Source organism: Micromonospora cynarisoli (assembly GCF_030518815.1).
In the GTDB taxonomy this organism is placed as follows: domain Bacteria; phylum Actinomycetota; class Actinomycetes; order Mycobacteriales; family Micromonosporaceae; genus Micromonospora; species Micromonospora wenchangensis.
On record NZ_CP130426.1, the window covers coordinates 2,058,798 to 2,076,957 of the forward strand.

The 18,160-nt window shown below is 70.3% G+C and carries 22 protein-coding genes; 15 read left to right on the top strand and 7 right to left on the bottom strand.

Features of this window, described 5'->3' with window-relative positions; genetic code table 11:
• Positions 1 to 105 precede the first annotated feature (105 nt).
• From Q2K16_RS08400 to Q2K16_RS08425, 6 genes are all read left to right on the top strand, one after another.
• A complete protein-coding gene (locus Q2K16_RS08400) occupies positions 106 to 765 on the top strand; it encodes a glycosyltransferase family 2 protein (protein ID WP_088646821.1) in 660 nt (219 codons plus the stop codon).
• Entirely contained in the window at positions 762 to 1,439 is a 678-nt protein-coding gene (locus tag Q2K16_RS08405) for a TIGR04282 family arsenosugar biosynthesis glycosyltransferase (protein ID WP_302744551.1), read from the top strand. The genes Q2K16_RS08400 and Q2K16_RS08405 overlap by 4 nt, the downstream gene beginning before the upstream one ends.
• Positions 1,436 to 2,077: a class I SAM-dependent methyltransferase gene (locus Q2K16_RS08410; RefSeq protein ID WP_302744552.1), complete on the top strand. Its 642-nt coding sequence runs from the start codon at positions 1,436 to 1,438 to the stop codon at positions 2,075 to 2,077. The genes Q2K16_RS08405 and Q2K16_RS08410 overlap by 4 nt, the downstream gene beginning before the upstream one ends.
• Entirely contained in the window at positions 2,074 to 3,246 is a 1,173-nt protein-coding gene (locus tag Q2K16_RS08415) for a molybdopterin-dependent oxidoreductase (protein WP_302744554.1), read from the top strand. The genes Q2K16_RS08410 and Q2K16_RS08415 overlap by 4 nt, the downstream gene beginning before the upstream one ends.
• Positions 3,243 to 3,725: a hypothetical protein gene (locus Q2K16_RS08420; RefSeq protein WP_302744556.1), complete on the top strand. Its 483-nt coding sequence runs from the start codon at positions 3,243 to 3,245 to the stop codon at positions 3,723 to 3,725. The genes Q2K16_RS08415 and Q2K16_RS08420 overlap by 4 nt, the downstream gene beginning before the upstream one ends.
• A 185-nt stretch (positions 3,726 to 3,910) precedes the next feature.
• Entirely contained in the window at positions 3,911 to 5,440 is a 1,530-nt protein-coding gene (locus Q2K16_RS08425; RefSeq protein WP_302744557.1) for an RICIN domain-containing protein, read from the top strand.
• A gap of 348 nt (positions 5,441 to 5,788) precedes the next feature.
• On the opposite strand, the gene Q2K16_RS08430 is transcribed toward Q2K16_RS08425, so the two are convergent.
• Together Q2K16_RS08430 and Q2K16_RS08435 are read right to left on the bottom strand one after the other, a co-directional pair.
• Positions 5,789 to 6,463: a hypothetical protein gene (locus tag Q2K16_RS08430; protein WP_302744558.1), complete on the bottom strand. Its 675-nt coding sequence runs from the start codon at positions 6,461 to 6,463 to the stop codon at positions 5,789 to 5,791.
• 31 nt (positions 6,464 to 6,494) lie between these two features.
• Positions 6,495 to 7,178, bottom strand: coding sequence for an MGMT family protein (locus Q2K16_RS08435; RefSeq protein WP_302744559.1), 684 nt, complete (start codon positions 7,176 to 7,178; stop codon positions 6,495 to 6,497).
• 544 nt (positions 7,179 to 7,722) lie between these two features.
• Between Q2K16_RS08435 and Q2K16_RS08440 the strand changes: the two genes are divergently transcribed.
• Together Q2K16_RS08440 and Q2K16_RS08445 are read left to right on the top strand one after the other, a co-directional pair.
• Positions 7,723 to 8,598, top strand: a complete 876-nt coding sequence (locus Q2K16_RS08440) for an NsdA family TPR-like regulatory protein (protein WP_302744560.1) — start codon at positions 7,723 to 7,725, stop codon at positions 8,596 to 8,598.
• Between the two features lie 22 nt (positions 8,599 to 8,620).
• Positions 8,621 to 8,995, top strand: coding sequence for a hypothetical protein (locus Q2K16_RS08445; protein ID WP_302744561.1), 375 nt, complete (start codon positions 8,621 to 8,623; stop codon positions 8,993 to 8,995).
• Between the two features lie 198 nt (positions 8,996 to 9,193).
• Here Q2K16_RS08445 and Q2K16_RS08450 read toward each other — a convergent pair whose 3' ends face one another.
• The 4 genes from Q2K16_RS08450 to Q2K16_RS08465 all read right to left on the bottom strand — a co-directional run bounded on the left by Q2K16_RS08450 (position 9,194) and on the right by Q2K16_RS08465 (position 11,453).
• Entirely contained in the window at positions 9,194 to 9,385 is a 192-nt protein-coding gene (locus Q2K16_RS08450; RefSeq protein WP_302746406.1) for a DUF397 domain-containing protein, read from the bottom strand.
• Positions 9,386 to 9,537: 152 nt separating this feature from the next.
• Entirely contained in the window at positions 9,538 to 9,678 is a 141-nt protein-coding gene (locus Q2K16_RS08455; protein ID WP_489671863.1) for a DUF397 domain-containing protein, read from the bottom strand.
• 66 nt (positions 9,679 to 9,744) lie between these two features.
• The gene (locus tag Q2K16_RS08460; protein WP_302744562.1) at positions 9,745 to 11,106 is read right to left on the bottom strand and encodes an NsdA family TPR-like regulatory protein; all 1,362 of its coding nucleotides are present in this window, start codon (positions 11,104 to 11,106) and stop codon (positions 9,745 to 9,747) included.
• 149 nt (positions 11,107 to 11,255) lie between these two features.
• Positions 11,256 to 11,453, bottom strand: coding sequence for a hypothetical protein (locus Q2K16_RS08465; protein ID WP_302744563.1), 198 nt, complete (start codon positions 11,451 to 11,453; stop codon positions 11,256 to 11,258).
• A 480-nt stretch (positions 11,454 to 11,933) separates the two neighbouring features.
• Between Q2K16_RS08465 and Q2K16_RS08470 the strand changes: the two genes are divergently transcribed.
• The 7 genes from Q2K16_RS08470 (at position 11,934) to Q2K16_RS08500 (ending at position 17,295) form a co-directional block, all read left to right on the top strand.
• Complete coding sequence (locus Q2K16_RS08470; RefSeq protein ID WP_302744564.1) at positions 11,934 to 12,212, top strand: hypothetical protein; 279 nt, start codon at positions 11,934 to 11,936, stop codon at positions 12,210 to 12,212.
• A complete protein-coding gene (locus Q2K16_RS08475; RefSeq protein WP_302744565.1) occupies positions 12,209 to 12,439 on the top strand; it encodes a hypothetical protein in 231 nt (76 codons plus the stop codon). Before Q2K16_RS08470 ends, Q2K16_RS08475 begins: the two co-directional genes overlap by 4 nt.
• Positions 12,436 to 13,176, top strand: coding sequence for a GOLPH3/VPS74 family protein (locus tag Q2K16_RS08480; protein ID WP_302744566.1), 741 nt, complete (start codon positions 12,436 to 12,438; stop codon positions 13,174 to 13,176). The genes Q2K16_RS08475 and Q2K16_RS08480 overlap by 4 nt, the downstream gene beginning before the upstream one ends.
• A gap of 384 nt (positions 13,177 to 13,560) precedes the next feature.
• Positions 13,561 to 15,051 carry an APC family permease gene (locus tag Q2K16_RS08485; RefSeq protein WP_302744568.1) on the top strand — a complete coding sequence of 497 codons (1,491 nt, stop codon included), beginning with the start codon at positions 13,561 to 13,563 and terminating at the stop codon, positions 15,049 to 15,051.
• A 23-nt stretch (positions 15,052 to 15,074) separates the two neighbouring features.
• Positions 15,075 to 15,734 (top strand): GNAT family N-acetyltransferase, encoded by a 660-nt coding sequence (locus Q2K16_RS08490; RefSeq protein WP_302740190.1) that lies wholly within the window; start codon positions 15,075 to 15,077, stop codon positions 15,732 to 15,734.
• Positions 15,731 to 16,399 carry a GNAT family N-acetyltransferase gene (locus tag Q2K16_RS08495; protein WP_302744569.1) on the top strand — a complete coding sequence of 223 codons (669 nt, stop codon included), beginning with the start codon at positions 15,731 to 15,733 and terminating at the stop codon, positions 16,397 to 16,399. Before Q2K16_RS08490 ends, Q2K16_RS08495 begins: the two co-directional genes overlap by 4 nt.
• Positions 16,396 to 17,295 (top strand): hypothetical protein, encoded by a 900-nt coding sequence (locus tag Q2K16_RS08500; protein ID WP_302744570.1) that lies wholly within the window; start codon positions 16,396 to 16,398, stop codon positions 17,293 to 17,295. Before Q2K16_RS08495 ends, Q2K16_RS08500 begins: the two co-directional genes overlap by 4 nt.
• Positions 17,296 to 17,445: 150 nt before the next feature.
• Here the strand turns inward: Q2K16_RS08500 and Q2K16_RS08505 are convergent, their stop codons facing one another.
• Positions 17,446 to 18,129, bottom strand: coding sequence for an alpha/beta fold hydrolase (locus Q2K16_RS08505; RefSeq protein WP_302744571.1), 684 nt, complete (start codon positions 18,127 to 18,129; stop codon positions 17,446 to 17,448).
• Positions 18,130 to 18,160 lie beyond the last annotated feature (31 nt).

Sequence of the window (18,160 nt, forward strand, 5' to 3'; positions counted from 1 at the left end):
ACGACGACCAGCCGTCAGGGGTTCGTAAGAACTGCGCGGCGGCCGGGGATTCCGTCATCGTCAGGTAAGAATTTCCGGGCGGATGGTGCCCTAGCGTCCCGCTGCATGACCGATGTGGTTCTTCCCTGCCGCGACGAGGCCCCGGCCCTGCCCGACCTGCTGGCCCGGATGCCGGCCGGCTACCGGCCGATCGTGGTGGACAACGGCTCGACCGACGGGTCGGCGGCGGTGGCCCGGGCCTGCGGGGCCGAGGTGATCAGTGTGGCCGAGCCCGGGTACGGCGCGGCCGTGCACGCCGGGGTGCTGGCGGCCGACCCGGTCGACGGGGTGGTGTGCGTGCTGGACGCCGACGGGTCGTTCGACCCGGCGCAGCTGCCCCGGCTGGCCGATCCGGTCCGGTCCGGCGCGGCGCACCTGGGCACCGGCCGGCGTCGGCCGACGGGGCGCGGGGTGTGGCCGTGGCACGCCCGGGTCGGCAACGCCGTGCTGGCCCACCGGCTGCGCCGCACCACCGGCCTCGACGTCCACGACATCGGGCCGATCCGGGCCGTCCGCCGCGACGACCTGCTGGCGCTGGGGTTGCGGGACCGCCGCTTCGGTTACCCGCTGGAGCTGCTGATCGCGGCCGGTCGGGCGGGCTGGCGGGTGGTCGAGGTCGACGTCGACTACCACCCCCGGGCGGCCGGCACCCGGTCGAAGGTGACAGGCACCGTGCTCGGCACCGCCCGCGCCGTGCGGGACATGGGCACGGTGCTGGCCCGGTGAACGCCCACCGTCCACCGACCGCCCTGCGGGTGCTGGTGCTGGCCAAGACGCCGGTGCCCGGCCGGGTCAAGACGCGGCTCTGCCCGCCCTGCACGCCCGCGCAGGCCGCCCGGGTCGCCGCGGCGGCCCTGGCGGACACCCTCGACACGGTTGCGACGGCCACTGTCGACGCCCGGGTGCTGGTCGTCGACGGTGACCTGCCGGCCCCGCCGGGCTGGGAGCGGCTCGCCCAGCGGGGTGGCCCGCTCGCCGACCGGCTCGCCCACGCATTCGCCGACAGCCGGACGACAGGCGCGGCGACCCTGCTGGTCGGCATGGACACCCCACAGCTCACCGCCGCGCACCTGGCGACCGCCCGGGACCTGCTCGGCCGGGCGGACGGGCCGGACGCGGTGCTCGGGCCGGCGGACGACGGCGGCTGGTGGACGCTGGGGCTGCGCGACCCCGGCCACGCCACGGTGCTGCGCACGGTCCCCACCTCCGTGGCGAGCACCGGCGCGCGCACCCTGGCCGCGTTGCGCCGCCGGGGCCTGCGGGTGCACCTGCTGCCCCGGCTGCGGGACGTGGACACCGCCGTCGACGCCCACGCGGTGGCGGCGCTGTGCCCACCGGGCAGCCGGTTCGCCCGCGCGGTCGCGGTCGACGTCCCGTCGCCCACGGCGGTGGCCGGGTGAACGCGGTGGCGCTGTTCGACGCCGTGTTCGACCGGGCCGCGTCGGGTGTCCCCGCCGCGTTCACCGCCCGGCACCCCAGCGGCGGGGTACTGCGGTTCGATCCGGCGCTGTGGTGCCGGGACGCCGTCGCCGGGGACGCGTCGCTGCTGGCCCGGTGCACCGGCCCGACCCTCGACGTCGGCTGTGGACCCGGTCGGCTCACCGGCGCGTTGATCGACGCGGGGCGGCCAGCGCTCGGTATCGACGTCAGCGCCACCGCCGTCCGGTTGGCCCGTCGGCGTGGCGCGGTGGCCCTGCGACGGGACGTGTTCGGCCCGGTGCCTGGGGCCGGGCGGTGGCGGCACCTGCTGTTGGCCGACGGCAACGTGGGCATCGGCGGTGACCCGTACCGGCTGCTGCGCCGGTGCCGCCGGCTGCTGGCCGCCGACGGTCGGCTGCACGTCGAGTTCGCGCCTCCTGGGACACCGGCCTGGTCCGGTACGGCCGTGGTGCGGACGCCGGGCGGCGCGGACGGCCCGTTGCCCTGGGCCTGCGTACCCCTGGACGGTCTGCCGGCGCTGGCCGGGGCGACGGCGCTGCGGGTGCGCGACACCTGGACCGAGGCGGGCCGGTGGTTCGCCACCCTCGGCCCCCGGTGAGCGGCCGGCAGGCGGTGCTACGGCGGCCCGCCCGACGGTGGTCGGTGTCGGTGCGACCCGACCGGTTCCCGTCCCCGCTGCGGTCGACCCGGCTGACCAGCCAACTCGGCGTCGCGCTCGGGGTGGCGTTCGCCGTCTGTTTCCTCACCGGGCTGCTCAGCCACCTGATCCAGCACCCGCCGGGCTGGTTCCGCTGGCCGGCCCGGCCGGTGGGGCTCTACCGGTTCACCCAGGGGCTGCACGTGGCGACCGGACTGGCCACGGTGCCGCTGCTCGGGGCCAAGTTGTGGTCGGTCTACCACCACCTGTTCCGCTGGCCGCCGGTGCGGTCGGTCGCGCACGCGGTCGAACGCGCAAGCGTCGGTGTACTGGTCGCCGCGGCCCTGTTCGAGGTGGTCGGCGGGGTGTTGAACATCGCCCGCTGGTACGCGCCGATGCCGTTCTTCTTCACCGCCGGGCACCACTGGGTGGCGTGGCTGGCGGTGGGGGCGCTGCTGGTGCACGTCGGCGTGCAGTTGCCGGCGGTCCGGGCCGCGCTGGCCCGCCCGGTCATCGAGTCGCCGCAGGAGCGGCTCAGCCGGCGCGGGCTGCTCGGTGGGGTGGCCGCCGCGGCCGGGCTGGTCACCCTGACCACGGTCGGGCAGACCGTCCGGCCGCTGTCCGGCCTGGCGGTGCTCGCCCCGCGCCGGCCGGACGTCGGCCCGCAGGGGCTGCCGGTGAACCGGACCGCCCGCCGGGCCGGGGTGAATGTCGGGGACGCGGCGTACCGGCTGGTGGTCGACGGTCCGGGCGGGCGGGTCGCGTTGGATCTCCCCGCCCTGCACGCCCTGCCGCAGCACACCGCCGACCTGCCGATCGCCTGTGTGGAGGGGTGGAGCGCGACCGGGCGGTGGACGGGGGTGCGGCTGCGGGACCTGGTTGCGCTGGTCGGGGCGGACCCGGACCGGGCGAGCGTCCGCGTCGAGTCGCTGGAGGCGGCCGGACGCTACCGGGCGTCGACGGTCGGGCCGGCGCACGTGGGTGATCCGGCGACGCTTGTCGCGTTGCGGCTGGGCGGGGAACCCCTGCATCCCGACCACGGCTACCCGGCCCGGTTGATCGCGCCGAACCGGCCGGGCGTGCTCCAGACCAAGTGGGTCGGCCGGATCGTCGTACGGGAGGCGGGGTGAGGACCCGGGTGGCGCTCGTCGCGGCCGGCACCCTGCTCATCGGGTACGCCGTGGTGGGCGCGTCGACCGACAGGCAGTTGGCCCCGGTGGGGGTGCTGGTGTTCCTGGCCGGGGTGCTGGTCGGGCACGACGTCGTCTGGATGGCCGGGGTGCTGGCCGTCGGGGCGCTGCTCGCCCGGTTCGTCCCGCGCCGGCACCGGCCGGTGGTACGGGCCGGGGCGGTCGGCACCACCGCGCTCACCGTCGTGGCGCTGCCGCTGGTCCTGGGCTTCGGGCGGCCACCGGACGATCCGTCGGTGCTGCCGCTGCCGTACGGCCGCAATCTCGCCGTGGTGCTGCTGCTCGTCGCCGCCGCGACGGCGGTGGGCTGCCTGGCGGTGGAGCTGCGGCATCGCCGGCGCACGGCCGGTCGGGTCGGGGCGGGGGCGGCGTCGCGGGCCGACGACGAGGGCCCGCCGGGGCGCGTCGATCCGCCCTGACCGGTGCCGCCCGGCGACGACACCACCCCCATCGAACGATGTTCGTCGATTCTTGACACCCCGGAAGCGATCGCTGAGACTTGTCTGCAACACGCAGGCAACAATCAGGGCACCAATCGCGGCGCACCAATGTTAGCGCTAACAGCGATATCGGCGCGACGTTCCGACCAGAGAGGCCCGATCCCGTGACCGACCACCCCCCGACCCGGATCACGTCGCCCGCAGCGGCGGCGCGGCGACACCGCCCGCTCCGCCGGCTGCTGGTCACGCTGGCCGCCGTGGCGACCGCGATGGTCGGCGGCGCGGTCGTCGTGTCGTCCCCGGCCACCGCCGCCACCAGCCAGTTCCGGGGCATGAACTGGGCCGTGCTGGGCGACAACTTCAGCACCGGCCCGCTCGTCGTGCAGGGCCTCAGCGCGTCCGACAGCAACGCGACGGTACGGGCCAAGGCCAACGCCCTCTACGACGACATGGCCGCCACCATGGGAGTCAACACCGTCCGGCTGCCGATCAACACGCACACGGTCGGCACGGCATGGTGGGAGGCGTACCGGGGGGCCATCGACGCCGCCACCGCCCGCGGGTTCAAGGTCATCCTGGCGTACTGGGAGGACGGCGCCGCCTCCGGTGGCCGGATCACCAACCTCGCCGCCTGGAACGCGATGTGGTCCACGGTGACCAACACGTACGGCACAAACCCCAACGTCTACTTCGAACCGATGAACGAGCCGCACGGCTACAGCTCGGCGGAGTGGCGCAACGTGGCCGCCGACTGGCTCAGCTACCACTACTCGGCGGTGCCCGGCCGGGTGCTCATCGGCGGCACCGGCTTCAGCCAGGACCTGCGGGACGTCTGCAACGACAGCCGGTTCAACGCGACGCTGCTCTCCTTCCACCACTACGCGTTCTTCTACGGCGAGATGAGCTACGACGCCTTCCGCAGCCACATCCAGACCCGCCTCGGCAACTGCGCCTCCCGCGCCGTCGCCACCGAGTGGGGCGCGCCGATGAACGACGGCCGCAACTACGCCGACGCCAACAGCACCGACAACTTCGTCCGCCACATCCGGGCCATGGCCCAGGTGATGCGGGACAACCAGATGGGCGGCACCTACTGGCCCGCCCTCGGCGGCAAGCCCGGCACCATCGGCTACGACTGGTACTCGATGTACGCGCTCAGCGGCAGCGGCACCGACCTCAACCTGACCGTCCGCAACCCCTCCGGGTCCGACCGGGTCCGCTACGGGTGGGGCGACACCATCGGCGGCGGCCCCACCACGCCGCCGCCGAGCAGCGGAACGTACTACCGGGTCACCGTGCGGCACAGCGGCAAGGCGATGGACGTCCAGCAGCCGAACACCGACAACGGCGCACGGGTCGGCCAGTACACCTACGCCGGCAACGCCTGGCAGCAGTGGCAGTTCGTCGACGCCGGCAGCGGCTGGTGGCGTCTGGTCAGCCGGCACAGCGGGAAGTGCCTCGACGTGACCAGCGCCTCCACGGCCGACGGCGCCGAACTCATCCAGTACACCTGCGGCAGCGGCACCAACCAGCAGTTCCAGATGGTCACCAACGGCAGCTACTTCCAGCTCCGGGCCCGGCACAGCAACAAGTGCGTGGACGTGCCGGCGTCGTCGACCGCCGACGGTCAGGTGCTCAAGCAGTACACCTGCAACACCGGCACCAACCAGCAGTGGTCCCGCACGGCCGTCTGACGCCGGTCGGAGGGGCGAACGGATCGTCCCCGCCGGGCGTGCCGGTCAGTGCAGCCGACGCTTCCAGTCCCCCGGTACCCGGCACTCGGGGCCGGGGGCCGGCTGGTCGGGCGGACGCGAGTGCGGCGGGGCCAGCTCCGGGCGTGCGGGTGGAACCGGGTCCGCGGGATAGTCCAAGAACCGTATGTCGCAGGTTCGAATCCTGCCGGTGGCACCTCACAGAACTGCAACAACGCGTGGTCATCGACCGACATCTGACCGTTGAGGCTCAATTCTCGCTCGGATCATGATGAACGGCTCCTCGCCCAGATCGGCGGGGAGCCGTTCGCTCGTCTCACGGCCTCGGCGTCAGCTGACGCCCCAGGTGGCCCATGAGATGACCCAATCACGTTCGCGCGGCGGCGGCGGTTCGCCTTTCAGCACCGCGTCCACGGCGTCGGCGGCTTCGCGGTCGTTTTGGCGGGCGTACCGGTCGTACATGGCCTGGCATTCGACGTAGATGACGCCGTTGATCGAGTAGGTCCGGACGGAGTGATCGGTGTGCCTCCGGATCGCGGCGCGGACGGCTTTGCGCAGCGCGTCTTGCTGGTCACCGGGGACGTGGTGGATCTCGACGTAGCCTCGTCGGCCCATGACCACGTCGGTAGCGAGTTGGGCGACGAGCGCGAGCCGGTCGTCGGGTTCGGGCTTCGGGAAATGGCGGTCGATCAAGGTCAGGCAGCGCCGGCAGGTTGGGGCGTACGCTACATCGCCGTGCCGGCCAACTGCACCGCCGTCGCCGCCGACCATGACCGCCCAGACGCGGCCACAGATCGTCTTGTCGGACCATCGACGTTCACGCAGGGCCATGAGGTCGTAGTCGGCCGACACGCGGTCGTTGCCGTCAAAGTAGAAGTCGGGTACTGCTTCGCGGCCGGCGCCGGGTGCCGTGGTAGCGGTGAGGTGAACCGCGGTGCCGCCGCTGACGGCCGTGAGAAGCATCGCGGCGCCGTTGATCTCGATGGTGTTCGGTCCGTGTGTCATGGGCTCCGTCCTGGCTACATCGTCGACTCGGTCATTCGGTGACGGGTTCGGACTCGTCGCGGCGACGCAGTTCATCCCACGTCACGCGCTGGTGCGCATCGGCGAGATCGTTGTCGAATCGAACGCCCTGACTCTCCAACAGTTGGCGACAGTACTCCGGCCCGCGATTCTGACTGTCGCGCCACTTCGGATTGATGCGCCCGCCCTCCATGAGGATTCGTTCGGGGTGGGGGAAGTTGGCGAGGGCTGCGGCGGCCTGCCCAACGCCTCGGGCCGCCTTGGTGTCGCCGCGCACGGCAATCGAGATGTCTCCGTAGGTTGTCCACTCGCCTTCGCGGACGCGGGATGCCATGCGCATGAAGACGACGCTGGTGGTGCGATAGCGGGGGGCCAGCCGCCATCGTTGCGGGGACGCGCCCGGAACCGGCTCGACGAGGCCGGCCTTGTGCAGGGCTTGCAGCGAGGTGTGCGTGTTCGGTCCGTCGTAGCTGATGGCGGCGGCTATGTCGGCAGTCTTCATGCCGTTCTCGGTGCTGAGACCGGGCACGGCGAGTATCTGCTGCTGGCGCTGGCCGCGCCCGGTCGGGATCTCGACCTCAGCGTCTGCGGTGAGGTCAGGGACCTGCGCTACGGCTTCCAAGTCGGCGGCCAGGTTGAGGTAGAGATCGCCTTGTGCGCGGGCGAACTTCGCCAGTGCAAGCGCAATCTGAGTCATGTCTGATCCTCTCAAAGTCATGTGACATGACAACACTGCGCCTCTTGTTCTGTACTGTCAATATTCTTTCAAAGGATGACACCGCGACAGGGCGGGCTGTCCCGCCGGAACGAGGCGCAGCAGTCCCGCTCGTAGCTCAGTCCGAAGACCCCCTCAGCCATCGGCGTTACTGGTTGACTACGCCTCACGGGGCGATGTGTCTTGTAGTCAGGTGCTCACGCTGGCATTCTGGCGTGGCATCCCGGCAAACCGGACCGTCGGATCGTCTCGTTCGGCAGGATGCAAGCCGAGGTCCAGCAGACCAGGGGATGAGGGTGGCAGCGTTCTTGCAGGACCGCCCGACAGGGGTACCAGCGAGTTTCGACGGACGGTGATGGGTTGGCACCGAAGTCGGGTGTGTCAGATGGCCCCAACACCCTACTCAGCGACGCCCGCCGTCGACTTCTGTCCCCGAGTGGTTCAGGCCGACGGATGTCCCGGCAGGAGGTCGCCGAGGCGGGCGGTCAACAACTACCTGTGGGACACCTACGGCACGAGAACCAGCATGGAGAGACTGAACACCCAGCTGTGGGCGGCCTTCGGCGCGGCCGAGTCCAAGGCAGCAGTATCACCGCTGGTCAACCGTCAGCTGACGACGCTCACGGCCAACCTACGTCGCTCCCACACGACACCCGTGCACCGGAGGCTCTGCGGGGTCACCGCCGACCTGCTCCAGCTCGCCGGCGAGGTCGCCTTCGACGCGAACGCGTACAGCGAGGCCGCGCACTGCTACACCCTGGCAGCGACCGCCGCCCGAGAAGCCGCTGCCTACGATCTCTGGGCGTGCGCGATGATCCGTCACGCCTTCATCAGCGTCTACGAGCGCGACTTCCGGCACGCGGCACCGATGCTGGACGTTGCCGCCGGCCTGGCTCAGCACGGGGACAGTACGCTGTCGACCCGGCACTGGGCACACACTGTGCGGGCACAGGCTCTCGCGGGCCTCGGCGACCTGGGCGGATGCCGGCGGGCGCTCGACCAAGCTGAAGGGGTCAACCACCTGCCCGGCCAGGTTCACAACGGCGGTTGGTTGCGCTTCAACGGCTCCCGGCTCGCCGAGGAACGCGGAGCCTGCTACGTCGAGTTGAGGCGGCCAGACCTAGCCGGGCCGGTGCTGTCCGGCGCTCTGTCGCAAAGCCTCTCCACGCGACGACGCGGAACCGTTCTGACGGACCTCGCCTTGGTCGGAGTTCACCGTAGGGACGTACACCAGATCGTGCTCTACGGCAGCGCCGCCCTCGATACTGCCCGTCAAAGCGGCTCCGGCGTGGTCGGCTCCAAACTCAACCGACTGCACCACCACTTGCAGCCGTTCCTTGCCGACACTCACGTGCGGCATCTCAACAGCCAGATCAATGCCCTGATAAGGGCAGGGAACTGACACGACCAGAGGGAGGACCAGCGTGCAGGTCGAAGAACCGGGGCGTGTGTTCCGGGAGGCGTGGATCGCGGGAGTCCGGAAGCACTACCCCGGCGAACCGAAACCGGGCTACGTCACGCCCTGGGAGGATACGCCCGACTGGGAACGGGACAGTGCCGCCGCCGTGTTCGAGCAGGTCCGCCAGTTCATCGAGGCCGCCGACGGCGCAACCGCGAAGCTGACCCGTGAACAGAAAGGACGTTTCGTCGCCCTGTGCTGGATTGCGCAGATCTTCAAACACTTTCCCAGCCCGAAGGCTTCCTACGTGGCCGACTGGTCAGACATGCCGGAGTGGCAGCAGGAGACGGACGCGGACATCTTCGAACACATCGAGCAGACGTTGGTCTCGATGCGCTGAGCTGAGAACAAGTCGACAGCAACGCGCAGCTTTCACTTCATGCTTGCATCGGGGTCCGTCTCCTTCCGAGCCGGCGCGAGATTGGCGGGCAGGGGACTACGCCGACCAGCAGAACCGCGCCTGCAAGCGGTGACACTCATGTCGGCCGAGGTCAGCGCGGCGCGCCCGGCTCCCCGGACGCGCCGACGAGGCAGCAGCTCAGTGTGCGTCAAACTCACCGGCGCGGATGCCGTCAGTGAACGCCGTCCACTCGCCCCGGGTGAACCCCAGCACTGGTCCCGTCCGGTCCTTCGAGTCCCGCATGCCCACGGCGCCGTCGAGCGCGAAGGCGACCTCGATGCAGTTGTCGCCACCGCCGGAGCGGCTGGACTTCCGCCAGTTGAGGAACATACCGCCCACCGGGTGCACCGCGTACGCCCTACCGCTCCCTCCGGCAGTTGACCTGCCGCTGATGGGCGGCCTCGTCATGGATCTCGCGGCCACGCCGCTACCGGAAGCAGCCGGTGTCGACCGGCTGCTTCCGGTGGAACGGCCCGCCCCGGTTACGGGGTCAGCACGCCCTCCCGCAGGGCATCAGTGAAGGCCGTCCAACTCCGCGCCGTCACCACGATCTGACCACCCTGCGGGTCCTTGCTGTCCCGGACGAAGACCGCGTCCTGGCGGGCGAGCAGGTTCGTCGCCACCTCGACGCAGTTCCCTCCGTTGCCGCTTTCTTGACGATTGCTCGTGACGACACCTCTTCGAGAGAGCTAAATGGCTAGACCGAGAAGCGCGTCAGCCCGCGCATTGAACTGCTGCACCTCGTGCAGGTTGCCGAACGGCTTCATGCGACGTTGCAGGTCACGCACGGTCTCGACGGTTCGCGACGAGGTGACGGACGCAGCCAGGTCTACGACGTGCGCCGCCCGTGACGCGGCAGCTTCGACGTTGGCCCGTTCGAGGTCAGCGATGGACAGCGCTGCCTCACTGAGCGCGCCGCGACGAGCGCGTCCCTGCCGTCGAGCACCGGCGGCAGACTCGTTGGCGAAGCGCTCAAGCTCCGAAGGCTGGCCGAGATCCCGGAAGCAGTGCGCGGCCTCGCCAAAGATGTAGGGCACGTCGATAAACTTCGCCCAAGCAGGCTCCTCGTCGTGGGCCACGCTCCCAAGAGTCTGCTCGGCCTTCACCACCGACGCGGCAGCAGCCGATGCCTCGCCAAGTGCCGCAAGCGCGCGGCCCTCCAAAATATGAAGATCCGCGAGACACGCTGGCGAATCTCCCTTGGAAAGCCCACGTCGACCGGCACGAGCAAGCATCAGCGCCTCACCCGGATGGCCGAGCAGGTTCGCCTGGTCAGCCATCCCCGCGAGCACATGAGCACCGAGGGCAACGGTGCCAGCGGCCTGCGCCAGGCGTAGCGCCTGAATCAGGTACCGCTGCGCCAAGCCGTGCTCGCCGTCGTCATACGCCATCCAGCCCACAAGGTAGGACTGCTCGGCAGCAGCTTCGTACAACGCGTCCTGCACCGCGGGCTCGTGGTCACGCTTAAGCAACGGCAGGACGTAGCTCTGCATGTACTCCACCAGGGCAATCCGAGCATGGCCGCCGCCCCGCATCACATCCATGTCTTGAAAGAGCGCGAACATCTCACGGATGCCGGCCACTTGGCGCATGCCCACCTGACGCGGCCCGCGTTCTGTCGCTGTCTCCTCCAGCATGGCAAGCAGCCAGTCTCGGCTAGGCGCACCGAGCGCAGCCAGGACGAACGGTGCCTTCACGATGTCGCGGCGCTTCACGTCAGCTCTCCCAAGATCAATGATCGTATCGACAGTCGCCCTCGTGTCATCCGAGTACCGCAACCCCCGCGCGGCCAGGGTTTCTTCTTTGGTCATACCGAAGTCCGACGGGCTGACACGGCGGCTAAGCCGCTCGGACAGAGCCTGTGCGAGCAGAGTCGGCACGGGCGGACGAGGTTTCTCGCCACGCTTTACCCAGCGGTTTACCGCCGTGTAGTCGTATCGCAGCGCACGACCCTCATTTGCGCCCAAATCGTTGATGCGGCGAGCCAGTCCGGCCCACGAGAAGCCAGCTTCGCTGATGAGCGCGGCAAGCGCGTCGTTCGGTTCGTTCATGTTCGTCCATTCCCAGGGCCTACCTCGGACGCTACCGGGCCACGAACAGGGGAGGGATATGCCTCACATGCAGTTTCGAACTTCACACGGGTCTCCACATGGTGTCGATGCCCAGCCCTGTCGGGTTCTCTCATCGCATGACGAAGCTCTCAACGCAAGCCGCGAACGACCGTCTTGACCGTCGCCTGTGACACGCCGGCAGCTACGGCGATCTCGGGAACGGTATGCGTGGTCGACCGGCGTAAATCACGGATCAACTGGTCACGCTTCCGCCGCAGGTCTTCGAGTGCCTGGCTCGCCTCTCGCACACCAGCGGCGAGCTTTTGAAGATCGTCAAGAGTCGCCATGTTCCGAAGCATAGCGACTAGCCGGCTACCGACGATACGGCTAGACAGCTAGCGGGCAGCCTTGGCCGGATGGCACCACTGATAAGACCAGTACATCCACGAACAGATCCATCTGCACGGTAAGACTCCTCCGAGGTCACCAAGCCAGGTGCAGTCTCCGGGCCTGGTCCTGCACCCACGGTGGAGGTAGGCGACCGTCCGCCAGAACGGGCCCTGGCCGTGCATTCCACAGAGGAAGGTGAGGGCGTTGGCCCGTGTCAAGTGGTTCGTTCCTCGGGACGGGCAGGCGTATCAGCCGTTCGGTATCGATCGGGAGGGTGCGGCCACGCTCTACGGTCACCGGGGCGGTTGGAGCCGATCCGACGAGGCCACGGCCCAGGACGTGGCACGCGACAACCACCGCTTCTGGGCCGGCCTCAGCCTCCCGACGCAGACTCCCAACCGGCCGAAGCGACGCCGCTGGCGTTGGTGGCCACGCGCATGACCGGCAGCAACCTTCCCCCGCTCCGAGTCGACCCCGGTACCCTGCTGCAACTCGACGGCGACGACTGGTCCTTCGGTCGCGGCCTGGTGCCCGGCACCCATGTCGATGTCGTGGTGGTGCGGTTGCGCACGGACCTGGCGCATCTCAGTGACGAGTGGATGTGGGTCCTCGGCCACCGGCCGCAGTGCGCGTACCCGCACGTGGAGCAGCACCCACCCTGCCTGGAACTACGGGTCCGCATCACCACGCTACGGCGTTACGGCCCCACACGATGACCGGCACCCACGAGAGCGACCACCGGGGCGACCGGTACGACTCGGCCCGCAGAACGGTCCTCGGCCACCTCGACCGTACCTGTTTCGAGTGCCGCGACGACGGGTGCACGCAGCACCGCTGGGCCATCGCGGAGCTGCGCGACCACCCGATCGGCCGTGGCCTCCTCCAACGTCACGGCCTCCTCGACCCCTCCGACGATCCGACCCAGGAAGGCCAGCAGCGGTGACCATCTCCCCCGCCGACGGCGACGAGCACACTCGGCCCGCCCACCACGCACCCGCCCCCGCCCACCGGCCGGCCCGCGCGGTCGCTACCGCCCGCCGTCAGCCGCCACTGATCGCCAACGACTTCTACTTCCTCGCCCACCACGATCAGACCGGGCAGCCGCGCCTGTTCCCCGCCGCGATCTCCCTCGGGCTCGCAGCCGGACTGCTCATGGAGTTGCACTACGCCGGCCGAATCAGCTTCTCCCAAGGCGCGGTCCACGTCTGGCGCGACGGCCCCACCCCGGCGGACTGGCTACAACACAAGATCCTCGACCGGATGCTCACCGAGCCCCAGAACACCCCCGTCCGGCAGTGGCTGTCATACCTCGCCACCACCGCCAAGGAACAGGTCGCCCAGCGCATGACCCAGGCCGGGCTACTCCGGGAGCAGACGACCGGCCCGAGGTGGCGACGGCGCACCGCCTACGTACCCACGGACATCAACACCGCCGCCTGGCCCTGGGCCCGACTATCCCAACAGCTCCGCAACCGCCGCGACCTCCCCGAGCACGACGTCCTCCTCGCCGGCCTGGTCCTACGCACCCAACTGGACACGGCGCTACTCGACGGAGCCTCCTGGCTCGCCCGCGACTACCTAGCCCGCCTGGTCAGGCAACTCTGGCCACCCTGGCCCGAACTGCTCGGCGAACTCGGCGCCGCCGTCGGCGCAACCGTGCTCAGCCACCGCACCTCCTGAGCGTGCACGAACCATCGCCGGCCGCCGTTGACCGGCAGCACCTCATCGATCAGAGAGACGCTCCCTGACTAACGGAGAACCACGCCCACCTCGGGCCTCCACCGGTCGAGACCGCCGGCCGCCGGGACAGGGCGGGCGTCATCGCCTGCAACGGCACCAACCTACTCATCGCCGCCGCCGTCAGCCACAACGACCCGAACGCGAACTTGGCCGGCGCACCCTGGCAGCTCGCCGCCGCCCAAGACATCGGGGCTCTCACCTAGCCTCCGTGACCCGCGTCCTAGCCGCCGTCGCACCCGCCGCCGTGCTCCCGCCCCACCCCACCACCTAGCCCGCCCCAACCTCCCCCGCCCATCCCCAACCCACCCGTATGGAAGAGGGCCCATGTCCCCCACCTCACCCGACACCATCTCCACGGCCCTGGCACGCGGTCGGCTCGGCATCCCCTCCGTCGTGTTCTTCGTGATCGCCGCCGCCGCGCCGCTGACCGTGGTCGCCGGAGGTGCGACCACCGGCTACGCCGTCACCGGTGTCACCGGCATCCCGGTGGCGTACCTGGTGGTCGCCGCCGTGCTCGCGCTCTTCGCAGTCGGCTATGTGGCGATGTCTCGACACATCGTCAACGCCGGGGCGTTCTACACCTACGTCACCCGGGGACTCGGCCGCCCGGCCGGCGTCGCCGCCGCAGCCGTCGCCCTGCTCGCCTACAACGCCATGCAGATCGGCCTGTACGGCGGCTTCGGCGCGGTCCTCGCCCAGTTCCTCCACGACCGCTACGGATGGGCCGTCACCTGGTGGCTGTGCGCCCTGACCGCCTGGGCAGCGGTGACGGTCCTCGGGGTGCTACGCATCGACCTCAACGGCACCGTCCTGGCCGTCATGCTGACCGCCGAATGCGCGATCGTGGTCGTCTTCGACACCGTCATGATCACCCACCCCGCCGCGACCGTCACCGTCGACACCCTCGCCCCGACGCACGTCCTCGCCGCCGGGATCGGCGCGGCGCTGGTCACCGCGATCACCGGGTTCGTCGGCTTCGAAGCCACCGTCGTGTTCTCCGAGGAGACGAAAGACCCACGCCGCACCGTCGCCCACGCCACCTACCTCGCCGTCACCGTCACCGGCCTGCTCTACGGCCTATCCGCCTGGGCGATGTCCGTCGCCACCGGCCCCAACCGGATCGTCGACGCCGCCCGCACCGACGGCACCGACCTCATCTTCCACCTCGTCACCCCACACCTCGACGCAAGCGTCGTGACCATCGGCCGGGTCCTGTTCATCACCAGCCTGTTCGCCGCCCTGCTCAGCTTCCACCACACCGTCGCCCGCTACCTGTTCGCCCTCGGCCGCGAACACGTGATCCCCGCCGCCTTCGGCCGCACCAGCCGCCACACCGGCGCACCGAAGATCGGCTCGATCACCCAGAGCGGCCTCGCACTCACCGCCCTCGCCGGCTACGCGGCAACCGACGCCGACCCGATCGTGCACCTGTTCTTCTGGATCACCGTCACCGGCGGACTCGGCATCCTCATCCTGATGACCGCCACCTCCACCGCCGTCCTCGGCTACTTCACCCGAAGGACCGGCCACCACGAGGGCCACTGGCGGGCCACCGTCGCGCCCCTGACCGCCACACTGACGCTCGCCGCGATCCTCACCGCCACCCTCCGCGAGTTCGACACCCTCCTCGGCGTCGACCCACACTCACCACTGCGCTGGCTCTTCCCCGCCGCCTACGCCGCCGCCGCGCTCCTCGGCGCGGTCTGGGCACTGACCCTGCGCACCACCAACCCGCCCGTCTACGCCGCCATCGGCCTCGGCGCGGACAGCCACACCCTGCCCCTACGCAACCACCCGACCCGCCAACCGGCCTGACCCCGCAAGGAGTTTCTACGACCATGCCCGACACCGATACCGTCACCGTGCGTCGCGCGACCAGCTCAGACGCGGGGCCGCTGATCGCCGTCCTCGCCGAGGCCTTCCACGACGGACCCGTCGCCAACTGGCTGATCCCCGACCCCACCGACCGCCGCGTCGTCCTCTACCGCTACTTCAAAAACGCCTTCCACCACGGCCTCACGCACGGCCACATCGACACCACCACCAACCTGTCCGCCGTCGCCATCTGGTACCCCCGACTCGACCCACCGCCCCAGGGCCACACCCGCGAACGCCAGGAAGCCCTGGAACACGCCACCGGCCCCTACGCGCCGAAGTTCACCCTCATGGAAGCCATGTTCGACGCCTTCCACCCCGACGAACCCCACCACCACCTCGCCTACCTCGCCGTCGACCCGGAACACCAGAACCAGGGCATCGGCGCCGCCCTACTCCACGAACACCACCAACAGCTCGACAAGCTGGGCCTACCGGCGTACCTGGAAGCCACCAACACCCGCAACCGACAGCTCTACCACCGACTCGGCTACACCCCCGGCCCACCACTCATCCTGCCCACCCAAGGCCTACCCATCTGGCGCATGTGGCGCGGCCAACACACCCCCACCGGCCGGGCACCCTTCCCACCCAACCCACAGCCCCAACGGCGCACCCGATGAACCCGATGGCCCAGATCCGACCCGCGCAACCCGGCGACGTCCCCACCATCACCGCCCTACTCGTCGACGCCGCCACCGCCGACCCCGTCGCCGAATGGCTGGTACCCGACCCCGCCGAACGCCGCGTGGTCTTCCACGGCCTGCTGGCCATGGAGGTCGACCACGCCGTCGAGTGGGGCCACGTCGACGTCCCCCTCGACCTGACCGCAGTGGCGGTGTGGCATCGCCACCCCGTCCCCGACGCCGCCGTGCTGTCCGATCACCACCTGGGCGTCTTCGCCGGCCGGGCGCTACCCCGCTTCCGACAACTCCACGCACTCATCAGCAGCCACCGAACCGACACACCGCACCACTGGCTGTCCAGGCTCCACGTCACCCCCACCCGACGGGGACAGGGCATCGGCGGGCGTCTGCTCGACCGGCACCACCACCGCGTCGACCAGCCCGGCGACCCCTACGACACCGTCGTGACGACGGAGGCGACCCGCGATTTCCTGGGCGGCCACGGCTACCGCGCCGGACTGCCCCTACACCTCCCCAGCGGACCCCGGCTCTGGCCACTCACCCGCAGCGGCAACCCGACCGCCACCACGGAGAGCACCGGGCCCACATCACCTGAACCGACCGTTCCCTACAACCTCCGCGACAGAAGGCGCAAACCATGACCAAGGCCCGAACCGCCGCCGGGTGGCAGCGGCCCACCCGCGCCCTGATCTTCGCTCTCATTCTCGCCGTCACCGTGCCCACCGCCTGCACCCCCATCCGCACTTCCACGCCATCCGCCGACGTGACCGTGCAGCCATCTGCCTCTCCGACACCGACGAACGAGCCGCAGACGGCGCAGGATCGGCTACGCCTCCTGGCCGACGCCATCACACCCGTCACAGCCGACGCCGAGCCCGACCCGCACACCTACCTACACATTCAGTCATGGTCCCGCGCGACGACGGTCGTCAGTCGGTGGGACATCCGTCGCTGGAGCCAGCCGGACGGGGCCGGACGGGTCATCGAGCGCCGGCTGCCCGACCGGGGAAACCTCACCCGGCTACCTGACGGCAGCGACCGCGACGCCCTCGCAGCGGCACCCGTGGTGTCCGACGAGACCTACGCACGCGGCAGCCTCGCGCGCCCCGGCTCCGAACCGATTCCCAGCGATCGCGCCGGCCTCCAACAGCACCTCGGCACCATATCCCCACCCGAAAACGGCCCCGACTCGATCATCACCGCCGTGGTCAGCCTCAACAACGAGCACTACCTCGGCCACCGACAACGCCAAACCATCCTGCTCATCCTCGCCGACCTACCCGGCATCACCACCACCACCGCCACCGACATCGCCGGCCGCACCGGGACCGCCGTGAGCCTCAACCACGACGGATCCACCAAACGCCTGATCATCCACCCCACGAGCGGGGAACTCCTCGCCTTCCAGGAAACCTTCAACACCTGCCGCCCCGCCCGAAGCAAACCATGCCCCCGACCCGGCCTATTCGACTACCGCCTCTACCTCGAACGCAACCACACCACACCACCCGACGCACCACCCACAACACAACGCTGAAACCGACACCCGAAGTGCCGTGGCGGGCTGGCCCGTCGTCGGCATCGGCCGGAGGCGGTGCTCGCACCGGTGCGCCCCCGTTCACCGTCGCCCGGTGCCGCCGGGTCACCCGTCGCCTCCAGCGGGTCCGCCGGGTGCGCGGCGGACCCGTCAGAGGCCGGCCAGGATGCCGGCCAGTTCGACCGGCCGGCTGAGCATCGGCCAGTGCCCGGAGTCGATGTCGACGAGGTCGACCTGCCGGGCCTTGGCGAGTTCGGGCAGGTCACCGGCGTCGATCATTGCCCGCGCCTGGGCCGGGGAGAACTCGGGGCAGACCAGCACGACCGGCACCTCGTACCGCCGGGTGTCGGTCAGCCGCACGGTCCCCCGGGCGACCTGCTCGGGCACCGGGACGGCGGCGGCGGCGAACTCCCGCCGGGCCCGGTCGTCGAGGTCGGCCGCGTCCGGGCCCTCGAAGGGCACCCAGCCGGGGAAGGGCATCACGCCGTCCTCGATCGGGAAGAAGTCGGCGTAGGAGTCGCCGTCGGCCGGTGGGAACCCGCCGATCAGCACCACTCTGCCCACCGTCGAGGGCCGGGCGTCGGCGGCCAGCCAGGCCAGGGCGCAGGCGGCCGAGTGCCCCACCACCACCGACCCGCCCGGGGCCGCGTCGACGGCGGCCAGCACCGCGCCGACCTGGTCGTCGAGCGTCGCCGTGGTGTTCCCGTCCCCCTGACCGGGCAGGCGCACCGCCACCGCGTGCCGGCCGCGTCGCGCCAGTTCGGCCACCACGCCGTCCCACACCGGGGCGTCGAGCCAGAGACCACCGACCAGGACGATCCGTTCATCCGTCATACCGTCAACCTAGAACCGGTTCCGGACGTTT